This is a genomic window from Shewanella sp. Isolate7, assembly GCF_022398425.1.
Classification (GTDB): domain Bacteria; phylum Pseudomonadota; class Gammaproteobacteria; order Enterobacterales; family Shewanellaceae; genus Shewanella.
The window spans coordinates 37,859-58,245 of the sequence record NZ_JAKEVJ010000038.1; the positions used below are offsets into that span (position 1 = coordinate 37,859).

Below are 20,387 nucleotides of genomic sequence, written 5' to 3' on the forward strand. Positions count from 1 at the left end.
CACTGTCGGATTAGAAGTGATACTTGGCGATCACCGAGTAGGTGTTCTGATCTATCCCCTTCACGCCATATTTGTTCTTCCAATAATCATATTCGATACCCACAAACAGCTTATCTTTCTTGTGTGCGCCGAAGATGGCCGCACCCAGGTCGTACTTGACCTGAGGGTTGAAGTGGAAGTTTTCCTCATAGCTTGTGTTATCGGCCGAGAATACCCAGTCGATAAAGCCGTCGAGGACTATGTTTGAGTGGCCTACCGGGAAGTCCATACGGAAGACAGGGGTTAACTGCCAGCCATCGCTCAGGTTGCCACTGCTGATGGTGTCACGGCGATAGGTATTGAGTTGGAAATAACTGAAATAGGGGATCTTGAAGTCCAGACCCACACCATAGAGGAAGCTCTTCACCGGGCCTTCGCCCTCTTCGTAGGTGAGTGCCAGCGATACGTCTGTGATGGCGCCTACGCCCACAGGCTTACCTAAGATCTTGCTGGCGCTGAAGCGCGGGGAGATCTCGCCATAGGTGGTGCTATCTTTGCCGCCGTTGTTGCCATTGAAGTAGATGAAGTCCTGGAAGGCGAACCAGTCACCATACTTCCAGCCACCTGCGGTTTCTATGGTGACAGTGGTTTGTCGCTCAGAGGGAGCCAGATCATAGTTGTCGCCATAGAGGGCGGTGGCACTGAGATCCCACCATTGAACCATGTCATCGGCCAGCGCGGGCTGGGCGGCGAGTAGCGCGAGGAGAAGCCATTTCCTGTTCATCATCTGTTTACCTTTATCGTCGTTTTTTGAGTTATTTTGCGGTGCTGCTATTTGTGGTTAATTTGAAAACAATCTCGGCACTCTTAGCTGCATTTTGGGACTGTTTTCACGCCGTATGTTTTATGCGACGCAAGTATACGGGATTTCGCCATTCTGCCCAATTCCAAAACAATGTCTTTTACCCTGGTAAATTAAATGTTTGTTGCCTGTGTCACATTTGTATCTTGACATAATATGTCGCATTGAGAGAAAAGAGCTGATATAGTCTTGGCAGGGATACTCTCATTTCAGGGGGGAAATATGGAGTTTTCTAATCCTATCTTTATCTGGATTACCGTCGGTATAGTCTTGATGTTAGCCGAGATCATTCTGCCCGGCGGTATCGTTATTTTCCTGGGCGCCGCCTGTTTGGTGGTCGCGGGCGCATTGACCCTAGGCTGGGTCGAAGGCTTTGTGCAGGCCCTGACGCTCTGGTTCATCTCTGCCATCGTCTTGTTGCTGGCATTTCGCCAGGTAACACAGCGTTTGGTGGGTGGTGATTCCCATGTGGATAATACCGATGAGGAGTTTGACCTTTATAACCAAGTTGCCGTCGTCAAGACGGCGATCGGCCCGGCACAGCAGCAGGGACGCGTCGAGTTTCAGGGAAGCGAATGGCCAGCACTGGGTGATGGCAGCGAGATCCCGGTCGGCGCGCGCGTCAGAGTGATCTGCCGCGAAAATATTGCCCTGGTCGTTGAACCTTTGACAGAGCAGGCATAGCCTGGCTGCTTATTTACAGGATGGAATCTATGTTCGAATTTACCTTATTAATACTCTTCATTTTCTTTATTCTTTATAACTTATTGTTGATCGTGCCCATGCGCGAGGTACACGTTATCGAGCGCCTGGGCAAATTCCGGGTGGTGTTACAGCCAGGTTTTCACTTTCTGATCCCCTTCTTCGACCGTGTCGCCTACCGACACGACACACGTGAACAGGTGCTGGATGTGCCGCCACAGAGCTGTATCTCGAAAGACAACACTCAGCTGGAGGTCGACGGCCTGGTTTATCTCAAGGTGATGGACGGCAAGCTGGCCAGCTATGGTATCGAAGATTATCGCCGCGCGGCGGTGAACCTGGCGCAGACCACAATGCGCTCCGAGATAGGTAAGCTGAGCCTGAGTGAGACCTTCTCCGAGCGAGACAGCCTCAACGAATCTATCGTGCGGGAGATCGATAAGGCGTCCGACCCCTGGGGGATCAAGGTACTCAGGTATGAGATCAAAAACATTACGCCATCTTTCAAGGTGATCCACACCCTGGAAAAGCAGATGGAGGCCGAACGCAGCAAGCGCGCCGAGATCACCCTGGCCAATGCCGAGAAGGCGGCGATGATTAACCTCTCAGAGGGTGAGCGTCAGGAGGCGATCAACCTGTCGGAGGGGGAGAAGCAGAAGCGGATCAACGAGGCCAAGGGTACGGCCCAGGAGATTGCTATCGTTGCCCGCGCCAAGGCGGAAGCCATGACGTTGGTCTCTGAGGCATTGGCGCTCGAAGGCGGTAACGAGGCGATGAATATGCAGCTTAAGGAGCAGTTCATCAATCAGGTTGGCAAGATACTCAACGAAGCCGATATTTCTGTGGTGCCGGCCGAGATGGCCAAGCTGGAAGGTTTCTTTGAGGGCATGGAGCAGGTGACTCAGAGTGTGGGTCAGGTAAAAGGAGGTCGCGCATGATCGCAGGTATCAACACAGATTTAATCGTATTGGGGATCTGGGGACTGATCTTCGCCATCTTCATCATCAAGCTGTTTCAGTCGATTCGTCTGGTGCCCACCAAGTCGGCTTATATCGTCGAGCGTCTGGGTAAGTATCACACCACCCTGGACGCCGGCTTCCACGCCCTGGTGCCTTTCATCGATAAGGTGGCATATATGCATGACCTTAAAGAGGAAACCATAGACGTGCCGCCTCAGGAGTGTTTCTCCAGCGACGAGGTCAACGTCGAGGTAGACGGGGTGATCTATATCTCCGTGGTGGATCCGGTAAAGGCCAGCTACGGCGTGACCGACTACCGTTTCGCCGCCATTCAGCTGGCGCAGACCACGACCCGATCTGTCATTGGCACCCTAGATCTCGACCGCACCTTCGAGGAGCGTGACGTGATCAGCGCCAAGGTGGTCGAGGTGCTGGATCAGGCCGGTGCTACCTGGGGGATCCGGGTACACAGATATGAGATCAAGAATATCGCCCCTCCTGAGACGGTGAAGAACGCCATGGAGATGCAGGTGAACGCCGAGCGTGAACGCCGCGCCTTACTGGCCAAGAGCGAGGGTGACAAGCAGAGCAAGATCAATCGCTCCGAAGGGGTCAAGGCCGAGATGATCAACCGCTCAGAGGGTGAGATGCAAAAGCGGATCAACGAGGCCGAGGGTAAGGCGGAGGAGATCCTCACCATCGCCAAGGCGACGGCCGAGTCTATCGAGCGCATGGCCCAGGTGGTGTCGGCACCCGGCGGTAAGAACGTGGTGCGTATGCAGCTCGGCGCCCAGTACCTCAAGCAGTTCGACGGCCTGACCAACAGTGCCAACAAGATTGTCCTGCCGGGCAACATGATGGACTTCGACCACTGGATGGACAGCATAGGGCTGGAGGAGAGCAAGGACTAAGCCTCGCCTAACCCCGACCTTTCCCTAAAAGCCCAAGCTTTAGCCTGGGCTTTTTTTTACTTGCAGTTTAGTGTGACGACCGCTTAGGGATACGGGCGACGGTAGGATCGGGCTACGCCTCCTGTTATACTTGCCGCCTGATTTTTTGGAGGCAAGAATGGACGTATCTTCTTTACTCGACGGCTTAAACGACAAACAGCGCGAGGCCGTCGGCGCACCACAATCTAGCATGCTGGTGTTGGCGGGCGCGGGCAGCGGTAAGACCCGAGTACTGACCCACCGTATCGCCTGGCTGATGCAGGTAGAGCAGCAGAGTCCCTATTCTATTCTGGCGGTGACCTTTACCAACAAGGCCGCGGCCGAGATGCGCGAGCGTGTGGAGAAGGTCAGCGGCAGCAACATGGGCCGCATGTGGATTGGCACCTTCCATGGCTTGGCCCATCGCCTGCTGCGCACCCATTATCAAGACGCCAACTTGCCCCAGAGCTTCCAAATTCTCGACTCGGATGATCAGCTCAGGCTGATCAAGCGGATCCTCAAGAGCCTGAATCTGGATGAGAAACAGTATCCGCCACGCCAGGCCCAGGGTTATATCAACGGCAAGAAAGATCAGGGGCTAAGACCCAAGCATATCGACGCCGGCGGCTTCCCCATAGAGCAGAATCTACTGAAGATTTATCAGGTGTATCAGGAGTCTTGCGATCGTGCAGGCCTGGTGGACTTTGCCGAGATCTTGCTCAGGGCCCATGAGCTCTGGCTCAACAAGCCCCATATTCTCGAGCACTATCAGGAGCGCTTCAAGAACATACTGGTGGATGAGTTTCAGGACACTAACGCCATCCAGTACGCCTGGATCCGTGTGCTCGCGGGCAGCACGGCCAACGTGATGATCGTCGGCGATGATGACCAGTCCATCTATGGCTGGCGCGGTGCCCAGGTGGAGAACCTGCATAAGTTTCTGCAGGACTTCCCGGCGGCCCAGACCATACGCCTGGAGCAGAATTACCGCTCCAGCGGCAACATCCTTAACGCTTCCAACGAGCTGATCGCCAACAACCCGGACCGACTGGGCAAGAAGCTGTGGACCGAAGACCAGGCAGGCGAGAAGATCGGCCTGTACTGCGCCTTCAACGAGATGGATGAGGCCCGCTTCATCGTCGGGCGCATCACCGACTGGCAGGACATGGGCGGCAATCTTAGCGATTGCGCCATCCTCTATCGTTCCAACGCCCAGTCGCGGGTGCTGGAAGAGGCGCTGCTGCACAAGGGGATGGCCTATCGCATCTACGGCGGTCTGCGCTTCTTCGAGCGTCAGGAGATCAAGGACGCCATGGGGTATATGCGGCTGATCAGCAACAAGAACGACGATGCCGCCTTTGAGCGTATCATCAACACGCCGACCCGAGGCATAGGCGATCGCACCCTGGAGATCCTGCGCAGCACGGCGCGTCAGCAGGAGCTGACCCTGTGGCAGACCTGTCTGCGTCTGCTCGATGAGAAGGTGCTCTCGGGCCGGGCCGCCAACGCGGTACGAGGCTTCATGGATCTTATCGTCACCCTGCAGCAGGAGACTGAGGAGCAGTCGCTGCACCGCATGACAGACCATGTGATCCAGGCCTCTGGCCTCAAGGCCATGTACGAGGCCGAGAAGGGCGAGAAGGCCCGTGCCAGGGTAGAAAACTTAGAAGAGCTGGTCACCGCGGCGCGCACCTTCGTGATGCCGGAAGACCTCGAAGACATGGGCGAGCTGAACGCCTTCCTCTCCCATGCGGCCCTCGAGGCAGGCGAGGGGCAGGCCGATGCCTTCACCGATGCCGTGCAGCTGATGACACTACACTCGGCCAAGGGCCTGGAGTTCCCCATGGTCTTCATGGCGGGGGTCGAGGAGGGGATATTCCCCAGCCAGATGGCGATGGATGAGGGCGACAGGCTCGATGAGGAACGCCGCCTCTGTTACGTGGGCATGACCCGCGCAATGAAGCAGCTCTATATTACCTACGCCGAGTCGCGCCGTATCTATGGCCGGGAAAACTATGCCCGTCCGTCGCGTTTCATCAAGGAGATCCCTGACGACTATGTGCAGGAGATCCGCATGAGGGCCAGCGTCACCGCGCCTGCCAGCACTAATAGGTTTAGTCAGGCGCAGGCTTCCTTTAACGACTCAGGCTTCAATATCGGCCAGCGGGTGAACCACCCTAAGTTTGGTGAGGGTAAGGTGACAAACTTCGAGGGTAGCGGTGCCCAGGCCAGAGTCCAGGTCGATTTTCTCGACGTGGGCAGCAAGTGGCTGGTGGTGGCCTATGCGCGTTTGGAGACGCTATAGAACTGCGTTGATAAAGCGCTTGAAACTCGTAGGGCGTCAGTCATAATGCCAAGTAATGATAAAGGCCAAAGCAGTCGTTAGGAGAGCCTAGAAAATGAGCTTAAGGGATAAATTGGACGCCTATTTGCGTCTGGCACGGATGGACAGGCCCATAGGAACCTTTTTGTTGTTATGGCCATGCCTGATGGCGCTGGTGCTGGCTGCCGGTGGTATGCCGGATCTTAAGGTGTTGATCATCTTCGTTATCGGTGTGGTGGTGATGCGTGCCTGCGGCTGTATCATCAACGATTATGCCGACCGTAAGCTGGACTCCCATGTTGAGCGTACCAAGAGTCGTCCCCTGGCCAGTGGCGAGGTGACGGTCAAAGAGGCGCTTATTCTATTTGTGGTGCTGGGCCTGATAGCCTTTGGCCTGGTGTTGATGCTCAATCCTCTGGTGGTGCAGCTCTCCTTCGTCGGCATCCTATTGACCATCATCTATCCTTTTACCAAGCGCTTTACCAATATGCCGCAGATGTTCCTCGGCGTGGTGTGGAGCTGGTCGATTCCTATGGCCTATGCGGCGCAGCTTGGTGAGGTACCCGTAGAAGCCTGGTGGCTGTTTGCCGCCAACTGGTGCTGGACTGTGGCCTACGACACCATGTATGCCATGGTGGACAGAGACGACGACCTCAAGGTAGGCATCAAGTCGACGGCTATCCTGTTTGGCGACCTCGACCGTCAGATCATAGGTCTGTTTCAACTGGCGGCCCTTGGCTGCTTTGTCATGGCCGGTCTTAGTGCCGATCGCGGCCTGGTGTTTGCCTTAGGGATCCTAACCTTTATCGGCTTTGGCCTCTATCAGCAGAAATTGATCTTCGATCGCGAACGCGCGCCCTGTCTGCAGGCCTTCTTAAACAACAACTGGGCCGGCATGACGCTGTTTGTGGCACTCGGCGCCGATTACCTCATCTAATCCCTTCAGGGTAAGAACAAAAAAGCCAGCGACTCGGGTCACTGGCTTTTTTTGTATCAAGGTAGGCCTCATACCAATCGTAATCAATAATTGATCATGTTAGCTTGTTAAAACGCTCGATAAGGGTATTAGTATTTTTAATTGTAGAATAACTACTTATCTAAAAATTCTGCTTTATTCTCAAGCGTTTTTGCTGCGTTTTCCGATCACCTACTGACTGTGATTGATATTACTTGTTGTCGGCTTCTTTCAGCCACTGGGCCGCACGCTTGGCGAAGTAGGTGAGGATGCCATCGGCACCGGCGCGCTTGAAGCACAGCAGTGACTCCATCACGATCGCCTTCTCGGCCAACCAACCATTCTCGATGGCAGCCATGTGCATGGCGTACTCACCGCTCACCTGATAGGCAAAAGTTGGTACCGCCAGCTCTGTCTTCACGCGGTTAACGATATCCAGATATGGCATGCCTGGCTTGACCATCACCATGTCGGCGCCTTCCTGGATATCCAGGGCGACTTCGTGCAGTGCCTCGTCACTGTTAGCCGGATCCATCTGGTAGCTGTGCTTGTTGCCGCCCTTGAGGTTGCCGGCAGAGCCAACCGCATCACGGAAGGGACCATAGTAGTTTGAAGAGTACTTGGCAGAATAAGCCATGATCTGGGTATTCACATGGCCAGCTTCTTCCAGCGCCTGACGAATGGCGCCGATGCGGCCATCCATCATGTCAGATGGCGCGACGATATCGGCACCGGCCTCGGCATGAGACAGCGCCTGCTTCACCAGGATCTCTGTGGTGATATCATTCAGAATATAACCATCTTCATCGATGATGCCGTCCTGACCATGGGTAGTGAAGGGATCCAGCGCCACGTCTGTCATGACCCCAAGCTCGGGGAAGGCTTCTTTCAGGGCGCGCACCGCGCGCTGCGCCAGGGCATCGGCGTTGTAGGCCTCTTCGGCCATCAGGGTCTTCTTCTCGGCTGGGGTCACAGGGAACAGCGCCACTAATGGGATCCCCAGCTTGACTAATTCTTCCGCTTCCTTGAGCAATAGATCGATTGAGTAGCGCTCGATGCCAGGCATTGAAGCGACCTGCTCAGTACGGTTATTACCTTCGAGCACGAACATTGGGTAGATCAAGTCGTTGACCGATAGCTGGTTTTCGGCCATCAGACGGCGACTAAAATCGTGTTTACGCATGCGGCGCATTCTGCGCTGAGGGAAAGCACTGGTAATGATGTTCACATTCGACTCCTAATTTAGGGTTGCTTGCTTTATTGGGCTGCACGCTTCACTGCACATGGCTAGATGGCGCATAGCCGCTAAGTCGGTTAATTTTATTCTTCGAGTTCGGGCGAATAGACGCAAACGCGATTTCGGCCCTCATGCTTGGCACGATAGAGTGCCTTGTCTGCCTGGTCGACCAGCAGCTGAGTGTGCTGATCATCGACGATCACTTCGGCGCAGATCCCGATACTGATGGTGAGCGGAATAGCCTGCTCTCCCCATGCCAAGGGTAACTGACTGACAGTGCTGCGCATCAGCTCTGCCACCTGCTGAGCCCCGTCTGAGGAGGTATTGGGCAGTATCATAGCAAACTCTTCGCCACCGAAACGTGACACCAGATCACTTGGGCGCCTTAACTTTGCCTTTAACGCCTGGGCGATGCTCTTGAGCGTCTGATCCCCTGCCAGGTGGCCATAGGTATCGTTGATCGCCTTAAAGTGGTCGATATCTATCATCAGGATCGCCAGCGGTGTCTGCTGGCGGCGACTCAGGCGGCCCTCGGCCTGCAGGCGTTTCTCGAAGGCGGCGCGATTTTTCACGCCTGTGAGACTATCGACCGTGTTTTGCTCGGTAAGTTTCTGGTTGGCCTCATTTAATTCTCGAAGTGCGATCTCGAGCTCTAAGGTGCGCTCCTGCACCATCTGTTCCAGGCGTTCGTTGGTGTCGGCCTCGGCCTTGAGGGCCTCTTCGCGGGCCTGGCGTATCCGCTGGGCCTGTAGCAGGGCCTCCTGCTGGATCTTGAGTTTGGCCTTGCGCTCATCGTTATAGCGGATCGCCAGCACGGCCGCCATGAAGACGATTTCGAAACTCAGGCCGACCATGATAGGCGTCTGATGCATGATGGGCAGGTAGATAACCCCCAGGTACATCATGGCGGTGACGAACGAGCCTATCAGCATCCCAGACCAGGCCAGGGTGTAGAGTCTGGCCAGCTTATGGCCTCGCAGGCTCAGCAGCAGGGCGATGAGCATCAGTATGCTGGTGGTGATCAACACGGCGATGATATTGACCTTGAGCGCCACCGAGTAACTTAAAAACGGCGTGATTAGCGTGAGCAACAAGCCGGTGGCGGCGCCGTAGCGGCATACTCTCAGCATCTTGAGGTTATGGTACTTGAGCTGCAACACCTTCTCGGAAAACATCAGCACGAAGGTGAGGGCGATAGGGATAAGTATCGGCACCATGATCGCCTGCAACACCGGCCAGTTGGGCCAGAGATACCTGAAGGAGAGGCCATGCAGGCTGGCGACCAGCAGTGTGGCTGACAGCACATAGCCGGAATAGTAGCTGTAACTGTAGGAGCGCGAGGTGAGTGCGATAAACAGGCTAAACAGGCCAATCGCCATCAGGGCGCCCAGCTGGAATCCCTGGTAGAGGGACTGAGTCTCAGTGGCCTTGACGATATGGTCAGGTGACAGCAGCGAGATAGGCAGGTTGGCACTGCCCTTACTCTCTATCCTTATGTAGAAGGTGTGCACCCGCTCCGGCGTCAGCTCGAAACGGTAGAGAAAGTCATTGTTGATGATGGGGCGCTGACGAAAGGGCAGGCTGTCACCCATCTCAAGGTGCACCCTGGGTTGACCCGTCTGCAGGTGATATAGGTCTATCTTATCCAGGTGCGGGTTACCCAGCTTAAGATAGCGTCGCATCTGGCTCTGGGTCGCGTTATAGAGGCTGAACTTGACCCAGAACGGTTTGACCCCAAGATGCTGATTAAACTCAGGAGTCAGCCGCTGCCAGCGACGACTGCTCTGGTTACTCAGCTGCTCCAGCGTCGTGAGGTTGTCATCCTGAATATAATAGAGCCAGGAGGCGAGCTGGATCGATTGGTCTCTGTTGACTGCCAGCAGCGGCTCGCCCTGGCTTAAGCCGGGAAGAATCAGGGTGATCAGCAGAAGCAACAACCTAAATGGGTTCATAGTTCGCTTCTAGCCCAAAGAAGGCGCAGCTGTTGTGATAGGCCTGACGGGCAAAGGCCGCCTCAGACTCGCCCCTGAGCTCGGCGATGACCCTAGCGATGTAGGGCAGGTACTGAGGTTTGTTCTTGCTCGATTTTGGCTTGGGACGCATGCTGCGGGGCAGCAGATAGGGGCTGTCGGTCTCTATCATGATGCGATGACTTGGAATATCGGCCACCAGTTCGGCCAGTTCCTGGCCACGGCGCTCATCACACACCCAGCCCGTGATCCCAAGGTGAAGATCCAGCTCGATATAGCGCTCCAGGCTAGCGCGATTGCCGGTAAAGCAGTGCAGCAGGGCGCCCTTTAGCTGTGGGCGATAGCTCTGCAGTATGGCGGCAAAGTCCTCGTGGGCATCGCGCTCATGCATCAGTACGGGCATCTCGAGTTCGACAGCTAGGGCTAGCTGCGCCTCGAAGGCCTCACGCTGTTTCGGCCTGGGTGAGAAGTCTCGGTTATAGTCCAGGCCACACTCGCCGACGGCCACGACGCCGGTCTGCTTCGCCAGTTGGGTGAGCCGATCGCTGCTGCTGGCATTCCACTCGCTGGCGTGGTGCGGATGCACTCCCGCCGTGGTGTAGAGGGCGTTTGGATAACAGGCGGCGCAATCGATCGCCTGCTGACTCTCATCTAGGCTGGAGCCAATAACAATGAGCGGCGATACCCCTTGGGCCGCCGCATCACTGATTAGCGAATCACACTCTTGTTCTAACGGGCTGCCAACCAGGTTGACAGCTATGTCTATGTAGCTGGGCATTAGTCGATGCGTTTAACCCTGATGGTGGCGTTAGTGTCATCTTTACCTAAGAGGAAAGAGCCTAGGGCGGCCTTTTCGATGTAGACCTTATCGCCAGCTTTGAGTCGATAACGGCGAGTATCGCTCTGTTTCCAGACCTGGCCGTTGTTGAAGGTAATCGTCAGCGCGCCGTGTGGGTTTTTCTGTACTGAAGCTACCGTTAGATTGACCTTATCCAGCTCGACTCTCTCAACTTTTTGAGCCTTACCGAAACTGGCTTCAGCCGAAGCGGGTGTGCTGGCTACCACGGCGGCCGCCTGTGGTGTCGGTGCAGGCTTAGAGACGGGGGCGACATGTTTGCTGCTTTGCGCCTTGTTGCCGACCTTGGCCGCCAGCTTGTCGTAGCAGATCAGCCTGTCTAGCTTGTCCTGTTTGGCCGCACATTGGCTGAGTTGCTGCTCGATACCGGCAGAGGCATTGAGTGAGAAGAGTAGAGTGGAGAGTGCTATCCAGCTGGTTGGTGCCGCAAAACTTAAGCGCATAGAGAGTTCCTTTTTATTATGGAGGGCTCGCGGCGAGACAGGCAGGTGACGGGGTAAAAAATAACAACAAGCTATCCGTTACCGGATAGCTTGAAGCAAGATTCTGCGTTATTACTCTGGGCTGTCTTGCTCGGAGAGCTCGTCTTCGTCAGAGTCCTTTTTACTGTAGAAACGCGCGGCAATCAATCCCCCCTCAAACAATATCAGCATAGGGACGGCCAACATGGTTTGCGAGATGATATCCGGCGGCGTTAACAGCATGCCGACGACGAAGGCGCCGACAACAATATAGGGACGTTTCGCTCTGAGATCTTCAACCGTGGTGACTCCCGCCCAACAGAGCAGGATAACGGCGATCGGGATCTCGAATGCCAGACCGAAGGCGAAGAACAGCTTGAGCACGAAGCTCAGGTAGCTACTGATATCGGTCGCCACCTGTACCCCTTCGGGCGCCACGCTGGTAAAGAAGCCGAACACCACGGGAAACACTATGTAGTAGGTGAAGGCGATACCCAGATAGAAGAGTAAGGTACTGCTCGCCAGTAGCGGCAGCATCAAACGCTTCTCATGCTTGTAGAGGCCTGGCGCGATAAACGACCAGATCTGGTACAAGACATAGGGAATGGCGATAAAAAACGCCAGGATCAGCGTGAGCTTAAAGGGGGCGAAGAAGGGCGCGGCCACATCCGTCGCAATCATACTACTGGACTCGGGTAGCGCCTGCATAAGCGGCGTCGCCATGTAGTGATAGATATCGTTTGCCCAGTAGACCAGGCAGATAAAGACCAGAAGGACACTGCCAATGGCCTTGAGCAACTTGTTGCGTAACTCAAGCAAGTGGCTGATTAACGGCTGCTGTTGCGACATGAACTACCCGTCAGATTTTTCGGTTGAATTGCTTGCCTTAGCTGTCGTGGTCGCTGCAGGTTTATCCTCGCTGCTGGCATTGTCGCTGCCAGTGGCAATATCTTCTACCTTATAGGGACGATTAACAGATTGGGCTGCTTCTTTTAATTGATCGATTGAATCCTGTAACTCGGGGGAGAGGTTTTTCAGGCCCTGGTTTTCTGCCTTCTTGAGATCGGCATGTAGCTGCTCAATCTTAAGCTCTTGCTCCAACTCATCTTTTACCGAGTTAGCCATGCGTTTCATGGCACGAATCCAGCCTGTAATTGAGCGCACTGCGACCGGTAGTCTTTCGGGGCCGAGTACAACCAGCCCCAAAATACCAATCAACAGCAGCTCCATAAAGCCGATACCGTCGAACATAAGGAATTACGCCTGTTCTTTATCCTTGGACTCAGTCTTTTTTTCTTCAGTCTGAGCAGTTTTTTCTGCGCTTGTGTCTTCGATTGCCTTCTTCTCTTCTTCAGAAGACATGGCATTCTTGAAGCCTTTAACAGCACCGCCGAGGTCACCACCTAAAGAGCGCAATTTCTTAGTTCCGAAAAGCAAAACAACAATTAAAGCAATGATAAGAAGTTGCCAAATACTGATGCCACCCATGTAACTTTCCTCTTGATGTAATACTGGTTCTATTATGAACCTTTGGTTATTTAGTGCTAGCTAAAATTTGCGATTCTTTGGTCTAGATCGCCATCCGAGTAACCAGAAGGTTGCACCGATGCCGATACAAGCATAAGAAGCCCATAGTGTAGCGTCTTGAGAAAACAAAATACTGCCACAGATCACTAAAACTGCTGATGTGATCAAAAGGTAGTTGCTTTTATGGGCTTTTTGTTGCTGCTTTAGGTAGCGATCCAGCAGTTGATTCTGGCTATTGACGAAATTTTTGCCCATTTTCAGATTGTCATACACCAGTTCTGGCAGCTCTGGCAGCTTATCTGTCCAGTAGGGGAACTGCTTTTTAATCTTCTTCGCCATGCCCACGGGGCCCATCTGCTCGGCCATCCAGCCTTCGAGGAAAGGCTTGGCGGTCTTCCAGAGATCCAGCTGAGGGTAGAGCTGACGTCCCAGGCCCTCGATATAGAGCAGGGTCTTCTCCAGCAACACCAACTGAGGCTGTACCACCATGTCGAAGCGGCGCGCGGTGCGAAACAGCTCCAGCAACACATGGCCGAAGGAGATCTCATCCAGCGGCTTGTTAAACATGGGCTCGCACACCACCTTTATCGCCTGCTCGAAGGCCACTAAGTCGGTGTCGGCGGCCACCCAGCCCGACTCGATATAGAGCTGGGCGATGCGGGTATAGTCGCGGTTGAAGAAGGCGAGGAAGTTCTCCGCCAGGTAGCGCTTATCCTGCTCCGATAGGGTGCCCATGATGCCGCAGTCCAGCCCTATGTAGAAGGGATCTTCCGGATGTTCTGTACTGACAAAGATGTTGCCCGGATGCATGTCGGCATGGAAAAAGTTATCGCGAAACACCTGGGTAAAGAACAGCTCGACGCCGCGCTCTGCGAGTAGCTTCAGATTAGTGCCCTGGGCCTCCAGCGCCGCCCTGTCTGACACGGGCACACCATAGATGCGCTCCATGACGATGAGGCGGGTAAAGCAAAACTCTTCATACATCTTAGGGATGTAGAGGGCGCCCGAGTCGATAAAGTTGTTTCTCAGCTTGATGGCGTTGAGTGCCTCGAGCTTAAGGTTAAGCTCACCCTCTATGGTGGTGCGATAGTCTTCCACCACCTCGGCGGGGCGCAGGCGGTTGCCGTGGCCTAACAGGGTCTCCAACACCTGGGCACTTTGGCTCATCAGCAGCAGGTCGGCATGGACCTTCTCTTCCACATTGGGTCTGAGCACCTTGAGCACCACCTCTTCGCCGTTAGACTTGAGGGTGGCGGTATGTACCTGAGAGATCGATGCCGAGGCCAGTGGCGTGTCGTCGAAGTTGTCGAAGTAGGTCTCTATGGGGGCGCCGAGTTCGGCCTCTATCTGGGCGCGGGCGATGGCGGAGTCGAAGGGGGGCACCCTGTCTTGCAGCATGGCCAGCTCTTCGGCCCATTCATCGCTCAGCAGATCGCGGCGGGTCGACAACATCTGACCAAACTTGATGTAGACGGGGCCCAGCTCCTGCATCGCCAGCTTGAGGCGCTCGCCGCCTACCTTGTCTTTATGTTGATTGGTGAGCCAGAAGAAGCTCCAGCGTAGCAGCCTGAAATACCAGGGCTTGAGCTTAGCGGGGATCAGATCGTCCAGACCATATTGAAGTACCGTCTTTACGACCTGGTATGCGCGCCGCATGCTTTTGATTGTCATCTGTTGCCGTTTGCCTTGTTTATGAGTCGCTCAATCCGTTGGCTTAAGGCGTCGGTATCGGCCTCAAGTTGCTCGATTCTATCACTAAAATGGATCAGTTCTAGCTTATGTGGGCTCAGGCGATACTCTTCCGAGGTCAGTTGTCCCATGTGATCCCAGCTCTTGCTAATGACCTGACTCAGCTGTTGTTTCAGCTGTTTTGCGCCCTGGGTCAGCAGATGGGTCGGTGCGTCGCCAATGTAGCGTGACAATGGCTCGGCAAAATCAAACTCCACCTGCTGCATGAAGTGGCTAAAGCTTTGCAGCAGGTTGAGATCCCCCTCCAGGGTGAGCTTGTCCTGTTTGATCAGCTCGGTGAGGTTGGCGCCTTCGGTCAGCCGGTAAAGGGTGGTCAGGTCGGCATTCACCTTAGTGGTTACCTCGCCATCATAATGGCTGAATACCTGAATCTCTTTGGCAAAGAGTAGATAGATGGGCCAGCCCAGTTGGCTGAGTTCGAGGCAGAGTACCCGCCCCTGCAGGTTGTGGAGCTTGGCGTAGGCGCCGGGAGAGTGCTGAGTCACTTTTTTGAGTGCGGTTTCGAGGGCCGCACAGATCAGCAATGCAATTTCACGTTTCATGCGTTACCTAAGACCTGTGAATCGTTGGCTGCTGGGCTCGTCATCAAATGATGACGGCGCAAATGTGTCGCTATTCTACACTAAACTGGCGGTAAAAGGGCTAAGGATAAAGCTAATTTATTCAGTAGGATTTGGGATGTGTGGGCAAGGAAGAGCTAGCAAATAAAAAGGCCCCGAATGTGCGGGGCCTCTTGCGGTATCAGTATAGGTATAAGCACCTGTATTAGAACTTGTAACCCTTGTGTAGGGCGACGATACCGTCGGTCATGTTGGTGTATTCCACCTGCTCGAAGCCGGCATCGACCATCATCTGTTTCAGGGTTTCCTGGTCTGGATGCATACGGATAGATTCGGCCAGATACTCATAGCTGCCGGCGTCCTGGGTGATGATATCGCCCATCTTAGGCAGCACCTTGAAGCTGTAGATGTCGTAAATTTTACGCATCAGATCATGCTGTGGCTTAGAAAACTCCAGGATCAGCAGCTTGCCGCCCGGCTTAAGCACACGCAGCATAGAGCGGATGGCCGCATCTTTGTCGGTCACGTTACGCAGGCCGAAGGCGATGGTGATGATGTCGAAGTGGTTGTCAGGGAAAGGCAGCGCCTCGGCGTTTGCCTGCACATAGTTGACGTTACCCACCACACCACGGTTGCGCAGCTTCTCGCGGCCTACCTTCAACATAGAGTCGTTGATATCGGCTAGGGTCACCTGGCCTGTGTTGCCCACGATATGAGAAAATTTAGCGGTAAGATCGCCCGTACCACCGGCGAGATCCAGTACCTTCATGCCCGGACGTGCACCCGCACTCTCAATGGTAAAACGCTTCCAGAGACGGTGAATACCAAAGGACATAACATCGTTCATGATGTCGTACTTGGCGGCGACCGAGTGAAATACATCGGCAACCAGATCTGCCTTCTTCTCTGCTTCGACCGTCTTATATCCAAAGTGGGTACTGTTTGAGTTGCCCTCTGACATTACTGGCTTCCTATTTATTGCTGCTGTTAACCGCGAGTGTAAGTGATTGACACAATTTGCTGAATCATTGGTCTATCACTCTGTGATCGATGTAAATAATCCGCGCACAATTAATCGAAAAATGCGTGATAGCGCAGAGTTTAAAAATGTGGAGCGCATTACAGCATAATATTAGCAATATGCCAAATGCGCCGAATGACTTACCCCAGGGGGTGTTGTGCCTGTCGTCCCTGAATATAGGCGTAGATCAGCTCGCTGATACTCTGGCCCGTTTCCCGTCGTCCTGCCTCGACATCGGCCACGTGACAGCTGGGGGCCGCCTCGGCCAGATGCAGGTAGGCGACCGGGGTCTTGCTGGCCACCTGATTAACATAATAGAGGGCATCGAGCAGGGGGATGCCAGCGGCCGTCGAGGCGCTGCTGGGCATATTGATGATGGCGTCGAGATCCAGCTCCAGCGCCACCGGCAGATCGCTACCGTTAAGATCATCGACTATCGTCTTCAGCGCCTGCTCCAGGCTGATTTCTCGCCTCACCCAGATGGCCTGCAGCGTGTGCCACTTGCCACCGAAGGCCGTTAGTTGTTCCAGGGTCTGCTGACTGTTTTTCAGCTCGTGCAGCCCCAGCACATGGTAGTGGCCCAGGGCACCACTGGCCGCAGCATAGCTGAAACCATTGCCGCTGTGACGGCCCTCTCTGGGGCGAAAGTCTGAATGGGGATCTAAGTTGACCGCCGCTACGGAGCGACCGGTTACCTTCTTGGTGGCCATCAAGAGGCCATAGGCGTTGTTATGTCCGCCGCCGATCACTATCGGCTCAAGGCCTGCCGTCATGATCTGGCTGACAATGTCGATCACTCTGTCATCGAGTCGTTCGACCTTGTCTCTCAGCGCCTCTGGGCTGGCATCGATTGATAGTTGCAGATCTTGGGTGGCTATCTGACCCAACACCATGCAGTGGCTGCCGTCGAGAAACTGATTCGACTGGAAGTTACAAAACTGCGCCATGGCGGCCTCGAATCCGTCTAAGGCGCCGCCGCGCCCCAGGTTGGCCCTGGGGCCGATATCTTCGCCTATGCCCAAGATGACGAAGCGTACCCCATCGGCCTTAGCCTTTGCCAGGTGCTCGTTGAGCGGCGCCTTGCCCTCATAACAGTGCAGAGTCTGGCCTATCTTGGTCTCGCCTTCGCGCTTGGCGACAAAGCTCTGGCAACGTTCGGTGGTAAATGGAATCAGGTTTTGCATGCTTGTGTTTTTAGTTGTTAATGCAGAGGTGGGGGTGATTTTAATGGATAAAATTTAGAAAAGTTTGATTTTTTTGTGGGCTGCACAAATTTCAGTTTCTTTGGATTAGATTTTGGGTGATTCAGCTTGAACAACTGTTGATGGTTTAGAATGTTAGCCCGTGGCGGCATAGGTGTTGGATGGTTGTTTAAAGGTCGTACCTTCATGGCTACCTAGCGCCTGTCCGGCGGGGATCGTGCAAACACTATTTTGGCTCGCTGTGGATATATCCCTATACGCTCCACGGCGGCTTCCCTGCCGCCGAGGGCCAAAATCGTGTTTACACTGGGTCATTTTCTCTCTTCGATTTTACCTAAGGAAGGTGCGAATAAGTCCCGTGCTTGCTCTGCGTGTGCTTAAAGTGGATAGATGCTAGGCACAGTTTGCAGCGAATGGCCCTAGTCCTTCGCAAGAACTGTAACGCAGCAAATACCGCTGTAAGCCTCGCCCTGCGGGGCTTTGATAGCAACACCATTTCGGCGTTATTCAACTTCAGCAGGCCTCGGCATGCCCTCAGTTGAATGCCTTGAACTGTCGCTGCTATCAAAGCCAGAGCTGTGNTGCTTGCTCTGCGTGTGCTTAAAGTGGATAGATGCTAGGCACAGTTTGCAGCGAATGGCCCTAGTCCTTCGCAAGAACTGTAACGCAGCAAATACCGCTGTAAGCCTCGCCCTGCGGGGCTTTGATAGCAACACCATTTCGGCGTTATTCAACTTCAGCAGGCCTCGGCATGCCCTCAGTTGAATGCCTTGAACTGTCGCTGCTATCAAAGCCAGAGCTGTGCGACGACTTGTTCGCACCTTCCCTAATTGGTGCGCTTTAGGAGTTAACTAGCTAGCTTATTTTTGCCCCAAAGTGAGTTAGCACCTGGTTTGCGGAGTAGTTACAAGCAGACTTTCTCGCCTAGAAATTTTCATCCATTTCACTCAAATGTTGCAATGCTTAAAAGCTGGACAGACATACAGTCATATTGAAATCATGACGATTTTTATCCCAACTTCGTGCGCGTTTTCACATTCCAATATAAATAAATATGTTTAAAATCATGTCATTATAAAGACTATAGGTTAGATAATAGGTTTGGGAAACGCGCATGCGCGTTTTTCCGGATGGTATATTTAACAGAATACTGATAAGTTCTTTGCATACAGATAGTTAACTGTGCGCGTTTTCACTGGTCCAACGAGGTAAACGCGCATGCGCACGAATAAGCTGTTAGGTGGCGCAAAGCTTTTGTTTTTAAGTTGTTGCCACAACAGAGTTTGGTGCTGATACGGTTGCCAACTCATAGAATTTAGCTAGCCGGTAGAGTATCGTTGGCTAAAAATAAGGCGCACAAGGTTGAGCGATTTCAGGTCAAAATTGCAAGGTAAGCATCGCGGCGCTTCTTCGTGCTGATCCTTGCAGAATTTTGCCACTACTGGCTTCCCGAATGGGTGTTGCTAAGTCTGCCAACCTAACCAGTGCGTCTTGAGCGGACGGTAAACTGTTGGCTACCGCTCGTTCCTCGCGAATTTTAGCCAACAGTTTCACGCCGCAAACGCGGGCGTTAGTGCTCAAGGAGGGTTTGGTGCCAAAAATTAAATATTTATTAGCTGTTACGACCTTATTGTCTTCTTCATGCGTACTTGCCGAGTACTGTGCAATTGGAAAAATAGAAGCCAACGAGTGCTCGGGGTTTATTATCGAATCTTGTAGTTTTATTAACGTCGACGCGGTACGAAATGATGAGGGCCAACTTTTCCATCCGAAAAAATGCTACGAGTCAGTTACTGAATACAATGCACACAAAGAGCGTTGCTGGATTAATACCAAATCCAAAGGTGGTGGTTTAATCTCGTGGGGTATCAATGCCGCAACACAGCCAAATTTCTTGCACAAAAACAGCAGCGGAGAGTACGAAGAAATTGATGCTGATTACATCACCTTCAAATGCTCCAAAAAATAATATGGCAACCAGCACTAACAAGCTGTTTAATAAGAACAAAATACAGTTGGCTTTTGCTCCTTCGTCGCTTATTCTAGCCAACTATATTTTGCCCATTAACAGGGCGTTATACGCTTAGATAGAGTAGTAAACAAATATGGTTAGTAATTTAAGAGAAGTGTATCAACTGAAAGTCCAATTAAAAGGGATTCGTCCTCCAATTTGGAGGCGCTTCTTGGTTTCAAATTCCTCCACACTCGAAGAGTTTCACCATACAATTCAAATTGTAATGGGCTGGACGAATTCTCATTTACATCAGTTCATATCTGGAAAATCAAGATATGGAATGGTAGACCCAGAGTTTGGCATGGATTGGGATGATGATTTACAAGACGAGCTCAATTTTAAAGTAAAAGATCTCTTAAAAAGTGAAGGTGATTCAATCATATATGAGTATGATTTCGGAGATGGCTGGGAACACAAAATTACTTTAGAAAAAGTCTTTCCTTACGATAAAGAACAATTTCTACCATCTTGTATCAAGGGAAAGCGAGGCTGCCCTCCAGAAGATGTTGGCGGAGTATGGGGGTATGCTGATTTTCTCGAGAAATGGATTGATGAAAATCATCCTGAACACGAAGAGTTAAAAGAATGGGCTGGAGACTATTTCGATCCTGATGTATTTGACCAGGTTGAAACAAACGAAATACTGGAAGAAGTATTCACCAGCGTATAACAAGGGCAGGCAACGGACCTCCGGCATTTGTCACTTTTTTTGCCCAACCCCGGCAAAAAAAGCGCCAAACGCCTCCGGCCGCTGCTGCCGGCGTTACCGTATATCTGCATACCATACTTTACCTAATAAGAGTCATAACTTTAAGAGCTTTGACTCTAAGTTATTTCTGTCCGTGCGACCTGAGGTCGTATGAAGCGTTGTTCACCGCTTAACGAGTGAACCATCTGTATCACCAGATGAACCTACGAGCCTGAATAAAGCAGCGGCTCGGACAATGTAACGAAACTTGGCCGTTAGGCTGAGTGGGAAAAGAATCGTGAGAGGACGTTCCTCCTGAAAACCACAATTCGGGTAAGTGCTAGGTAGTCAGTATGATGAACGTATGTGAATCCATTCAAGGTGCGTTATATG

At 53.0% G+C, this 20,387-nt stretch carries 19 protein-coding genes; 7 read left to right on the plus strand and 12 right to left on the minus strand.

Translation table 11 applies throughout. From position 1 onward, the window contains the following. Positions 1–10 precede the first annotated feature (10 nt). The gene (locus tag L1D47_RS11240) at positions 11–763 is read right to left on the minus strand and encodes an ion channel protein Tsx (protein WP_239884945.1); all 753 of its coding nucleotides are present in this window, start codon (positions 761–763) and stop codon (positions 11–13) included. Between the two features lie 300 nt (positions 764–1,063). Here L1D47_RS11240 and L1D47_RS11245 point away from each other — a divergent pair, with 300 nt between their 5' ends. From L1D47_RS11245 to ubiA, 5 genes are all read left to right on the plus strand, one after another. Next, entirely contained in the window at positions 1,064–1,525 is a 462-nt protein-coding gene (locus tag L1D47_RS11245) for an NfeD family protein (RefSeq protein ID WP_239884916.1), read from the plus strand. Positions 1,526–1,554: 29 nt separating this feature from the next. Next, positions 1,555–2,481, plus strand: a complete 927-nt coding sequence (locus L1D47_RS11250) for a stomatin-like protein (RefSeq protein WP_239854030.1) — start codon at positions 1,555–1,557, stop codon at positions 2,479–2,481. Then, positions 2,478–3,413 (plus strand): stomatin-like protein, encoded by a 936-nt coding sequence (locus L1D47_RS11255; protein ID WP_041509862.1) that lies wholly within the window; start codon positions 2,478–2,480, stop codon positions 3,411–3,413. Before L1D47_RS11250 ends, L1D47_RS11255 begins: the two co-directional genes overlap by 4 nt. Positions 3,414–3,570: 157 nt before the next feature. Continuing rightward, positions 3,571–5,736, plus strand: coding sequence for a DNA helicase II (gene uvrD, locus L1D47_RS11260; RefSeq protein WP_239884917.1), 2,166 nt, complete (start codon positions 3,571–3,573; stop codon positions 5,734–5,736). Between the two features lie 94 nt (positions 5,737–5,830). Next, positions 5,831–6,691 carry a 4-hydroxybenzoate octaprenyltransferase gene (gene ubiA / locus L1D47_RS11265; protein WP_239884920.1) on the plus strand — a complete coding sequence of 287 codons (861 nt, stop codon included), beginning with the start codon at positions 5,831–5,833 and terminating at the stop codon, positions 6,689–6,691. 229 nt (positions 6,692–6,920) lie between these two features. Here ubiA and hemB read toward each other — a convergent pair whose 3' ends face one another. The 11 genes from hemB to L1D47_RS11320 form a co-directional block, all read right to left on the minus strand. Next, entirely contained in the window at positions 6,921–7,937 is a 1,017-nt protein-coding gene (hemB, locus tag L1D47_RS11270) for a porphobilinogen synthase (RefSeq protein ID WP_041509865.1), read from the minus strand. 92 nt (positions 7,938–8,029) lie between these two features. Next, a complete protein-coding gene (locus L1D47_RS11275) occupies positions 8,030–9,898 on the minus strand; it encodes a diguanylate cyclase (RefSeq protein ID WP_239884922.1) in 1,869 nt (622 codons plus the stop codon). After that, positions 9,885–10,694, minus strand: a complete 810-nt coding sequence (locus L1D47_RS11280; protein ID WP_239884924.1) for a TatD family hydrolase — start codon at positions 10,692–10,694, stop codon at positions 9,885–9,887. The genes L1D47_RS11275 and L1D47_RS11280 overlap by 14 nt, the downstream gene beginning before the upstream one ends. Further along, positions 10,694–11,215: a hypothetical protein gene (locus tag L1D47_RS11285; protein ID WP_239884926.1), complete on the minus strand. Its 522-nt coding sequence runs from the start codon at positions 11,213–11,215 to the stop codon at positions 10,694–10,696. Before L1D47_RS11285 ends, L1D47_RS11280 begins: the two co-directional genes overlap by 1 nt. Before the next feature lie 111 nt (positions 11,216–11,326). Beyond that, positions 11,327–12,082 carry a twin-arginine translocase subunit TatC gene (tatC, locus tag L1D47_RS11290; RefSeq protein WP_041509869.1) on the minus strand — a complete coding sequence of 252 codons (756 nt, stop codon included), beginning with the start codon at positions 12,080–12,082 and terminating at the stop codon, positions 11,327–11,329. Between the two features lie 3 nt (positions 12,083–12,085). Further along, complete coding sequence (tatB, locus tag L1D47_RS11295; RefSeq protein WP_041509870.1) at positions 12,086–12,484, minus strand: Sec-independent protein translocase protein TatB; 399 nt, start codon at positions 12,482–12,484, stop codon at positions 12,086–12,088. A gap of 6 nt (positions 12,485–12,490) precedes the next feature. Beyond that, entirely contained in the window at positions 12,491–12,721 is a 231-nt protein-coding gene (gene tatA, locus L1D47_RS11300; protein WP_041509871.1) for a Sec-independent protein translocase subunit TatA, read from the minus strand. A gap of 60 nt (positions 12,722–12,781) precedes the next feature. Next, on the minus strand, positions 12,782–14,431 hold the full coding sequence (gene ubiB / locus L1D47_RS11305; protein ID WP_239884928.1) for a ubiquinone biosynthesis regulatory protein kinase UbiB: 1,650 nt from the start codon (positions 14,429–14,431) through the stop codon (positions 12,782–12,784). Next, positions 14,428–15,051 (minus strand): SCP2 sterol-binding domain-containing protein, encoded by a 624-nt coding sequence (locus tag L1D47_RS11310; RefSeq protein ID WP_239884930.1) that lies wholly within the window; start codon positions 15,049–15,051, stop codon positions 14,428–14,430. The genes ubiB and L1D47_RS11310 overlap by 4 nt, the downstream gene beginning before the upstream one ends. 223 nt (positions 15,052–15,274) lie before the next feature. After that, positions 15,275–16,030, minus strand: a complete 756-nt coding sequence (gene ubiE, locus L1D47_RS11315) for a bifunctional demethylmenaquinone methyltransferase/2-methoxy-6-polyprenyl-1,4-benzoquinol methylase UbiE (RefSeq protein WP_239884933.1) — start codon at positions 16,028–16,030, stop codon at positions 15,275–15,277. 200 nt (positions 16,031–16,230) lie between these two features. Beyond that, positions 16,231–17,274 (minus strand): formimidoylglutamase, encoded by a 1,044-nt coding sequence (locus tag L1D47_RS11320; RefSeq protein WP_239884935.1) that lies wholly within the window; start codon positions 17,272–17,274, stop codon positions 16,231–16,233. A 1,528-nt stretch (positions 17,275–18,802) separates the two neighbouring features. On the opposite strand from L1D47_RS11320, the gene L1D47_RS11325 reads away from it, so the two are divergent. After that, complete coding sequence (locus tag L1D47_RS11325) at positions 18,803–19,261, plus strand: hypothetical protein (protein WP_239884937.1); 459 nt, start codon at positions 18,803–18,805, stop codon at positions 19,259–19,261. 136 nt (positions 19,262–19,397) lie between these two features. Then, the gene (locus L1D47_RS11330) at positions 19,398–19,976 is read left to right on the plus strand and encodes a plasmid pRiA4b ORF-3 family protein (protein ID WP_239884939.1); all 579 of its coding nucleotides are present in this window, start codon (positions 19,398–19,400) and stop codon (positions 19,974–19,976) included. The last annotated feature ends 411 nt before the right edge of the window (positions 19,977–20,387 follow it).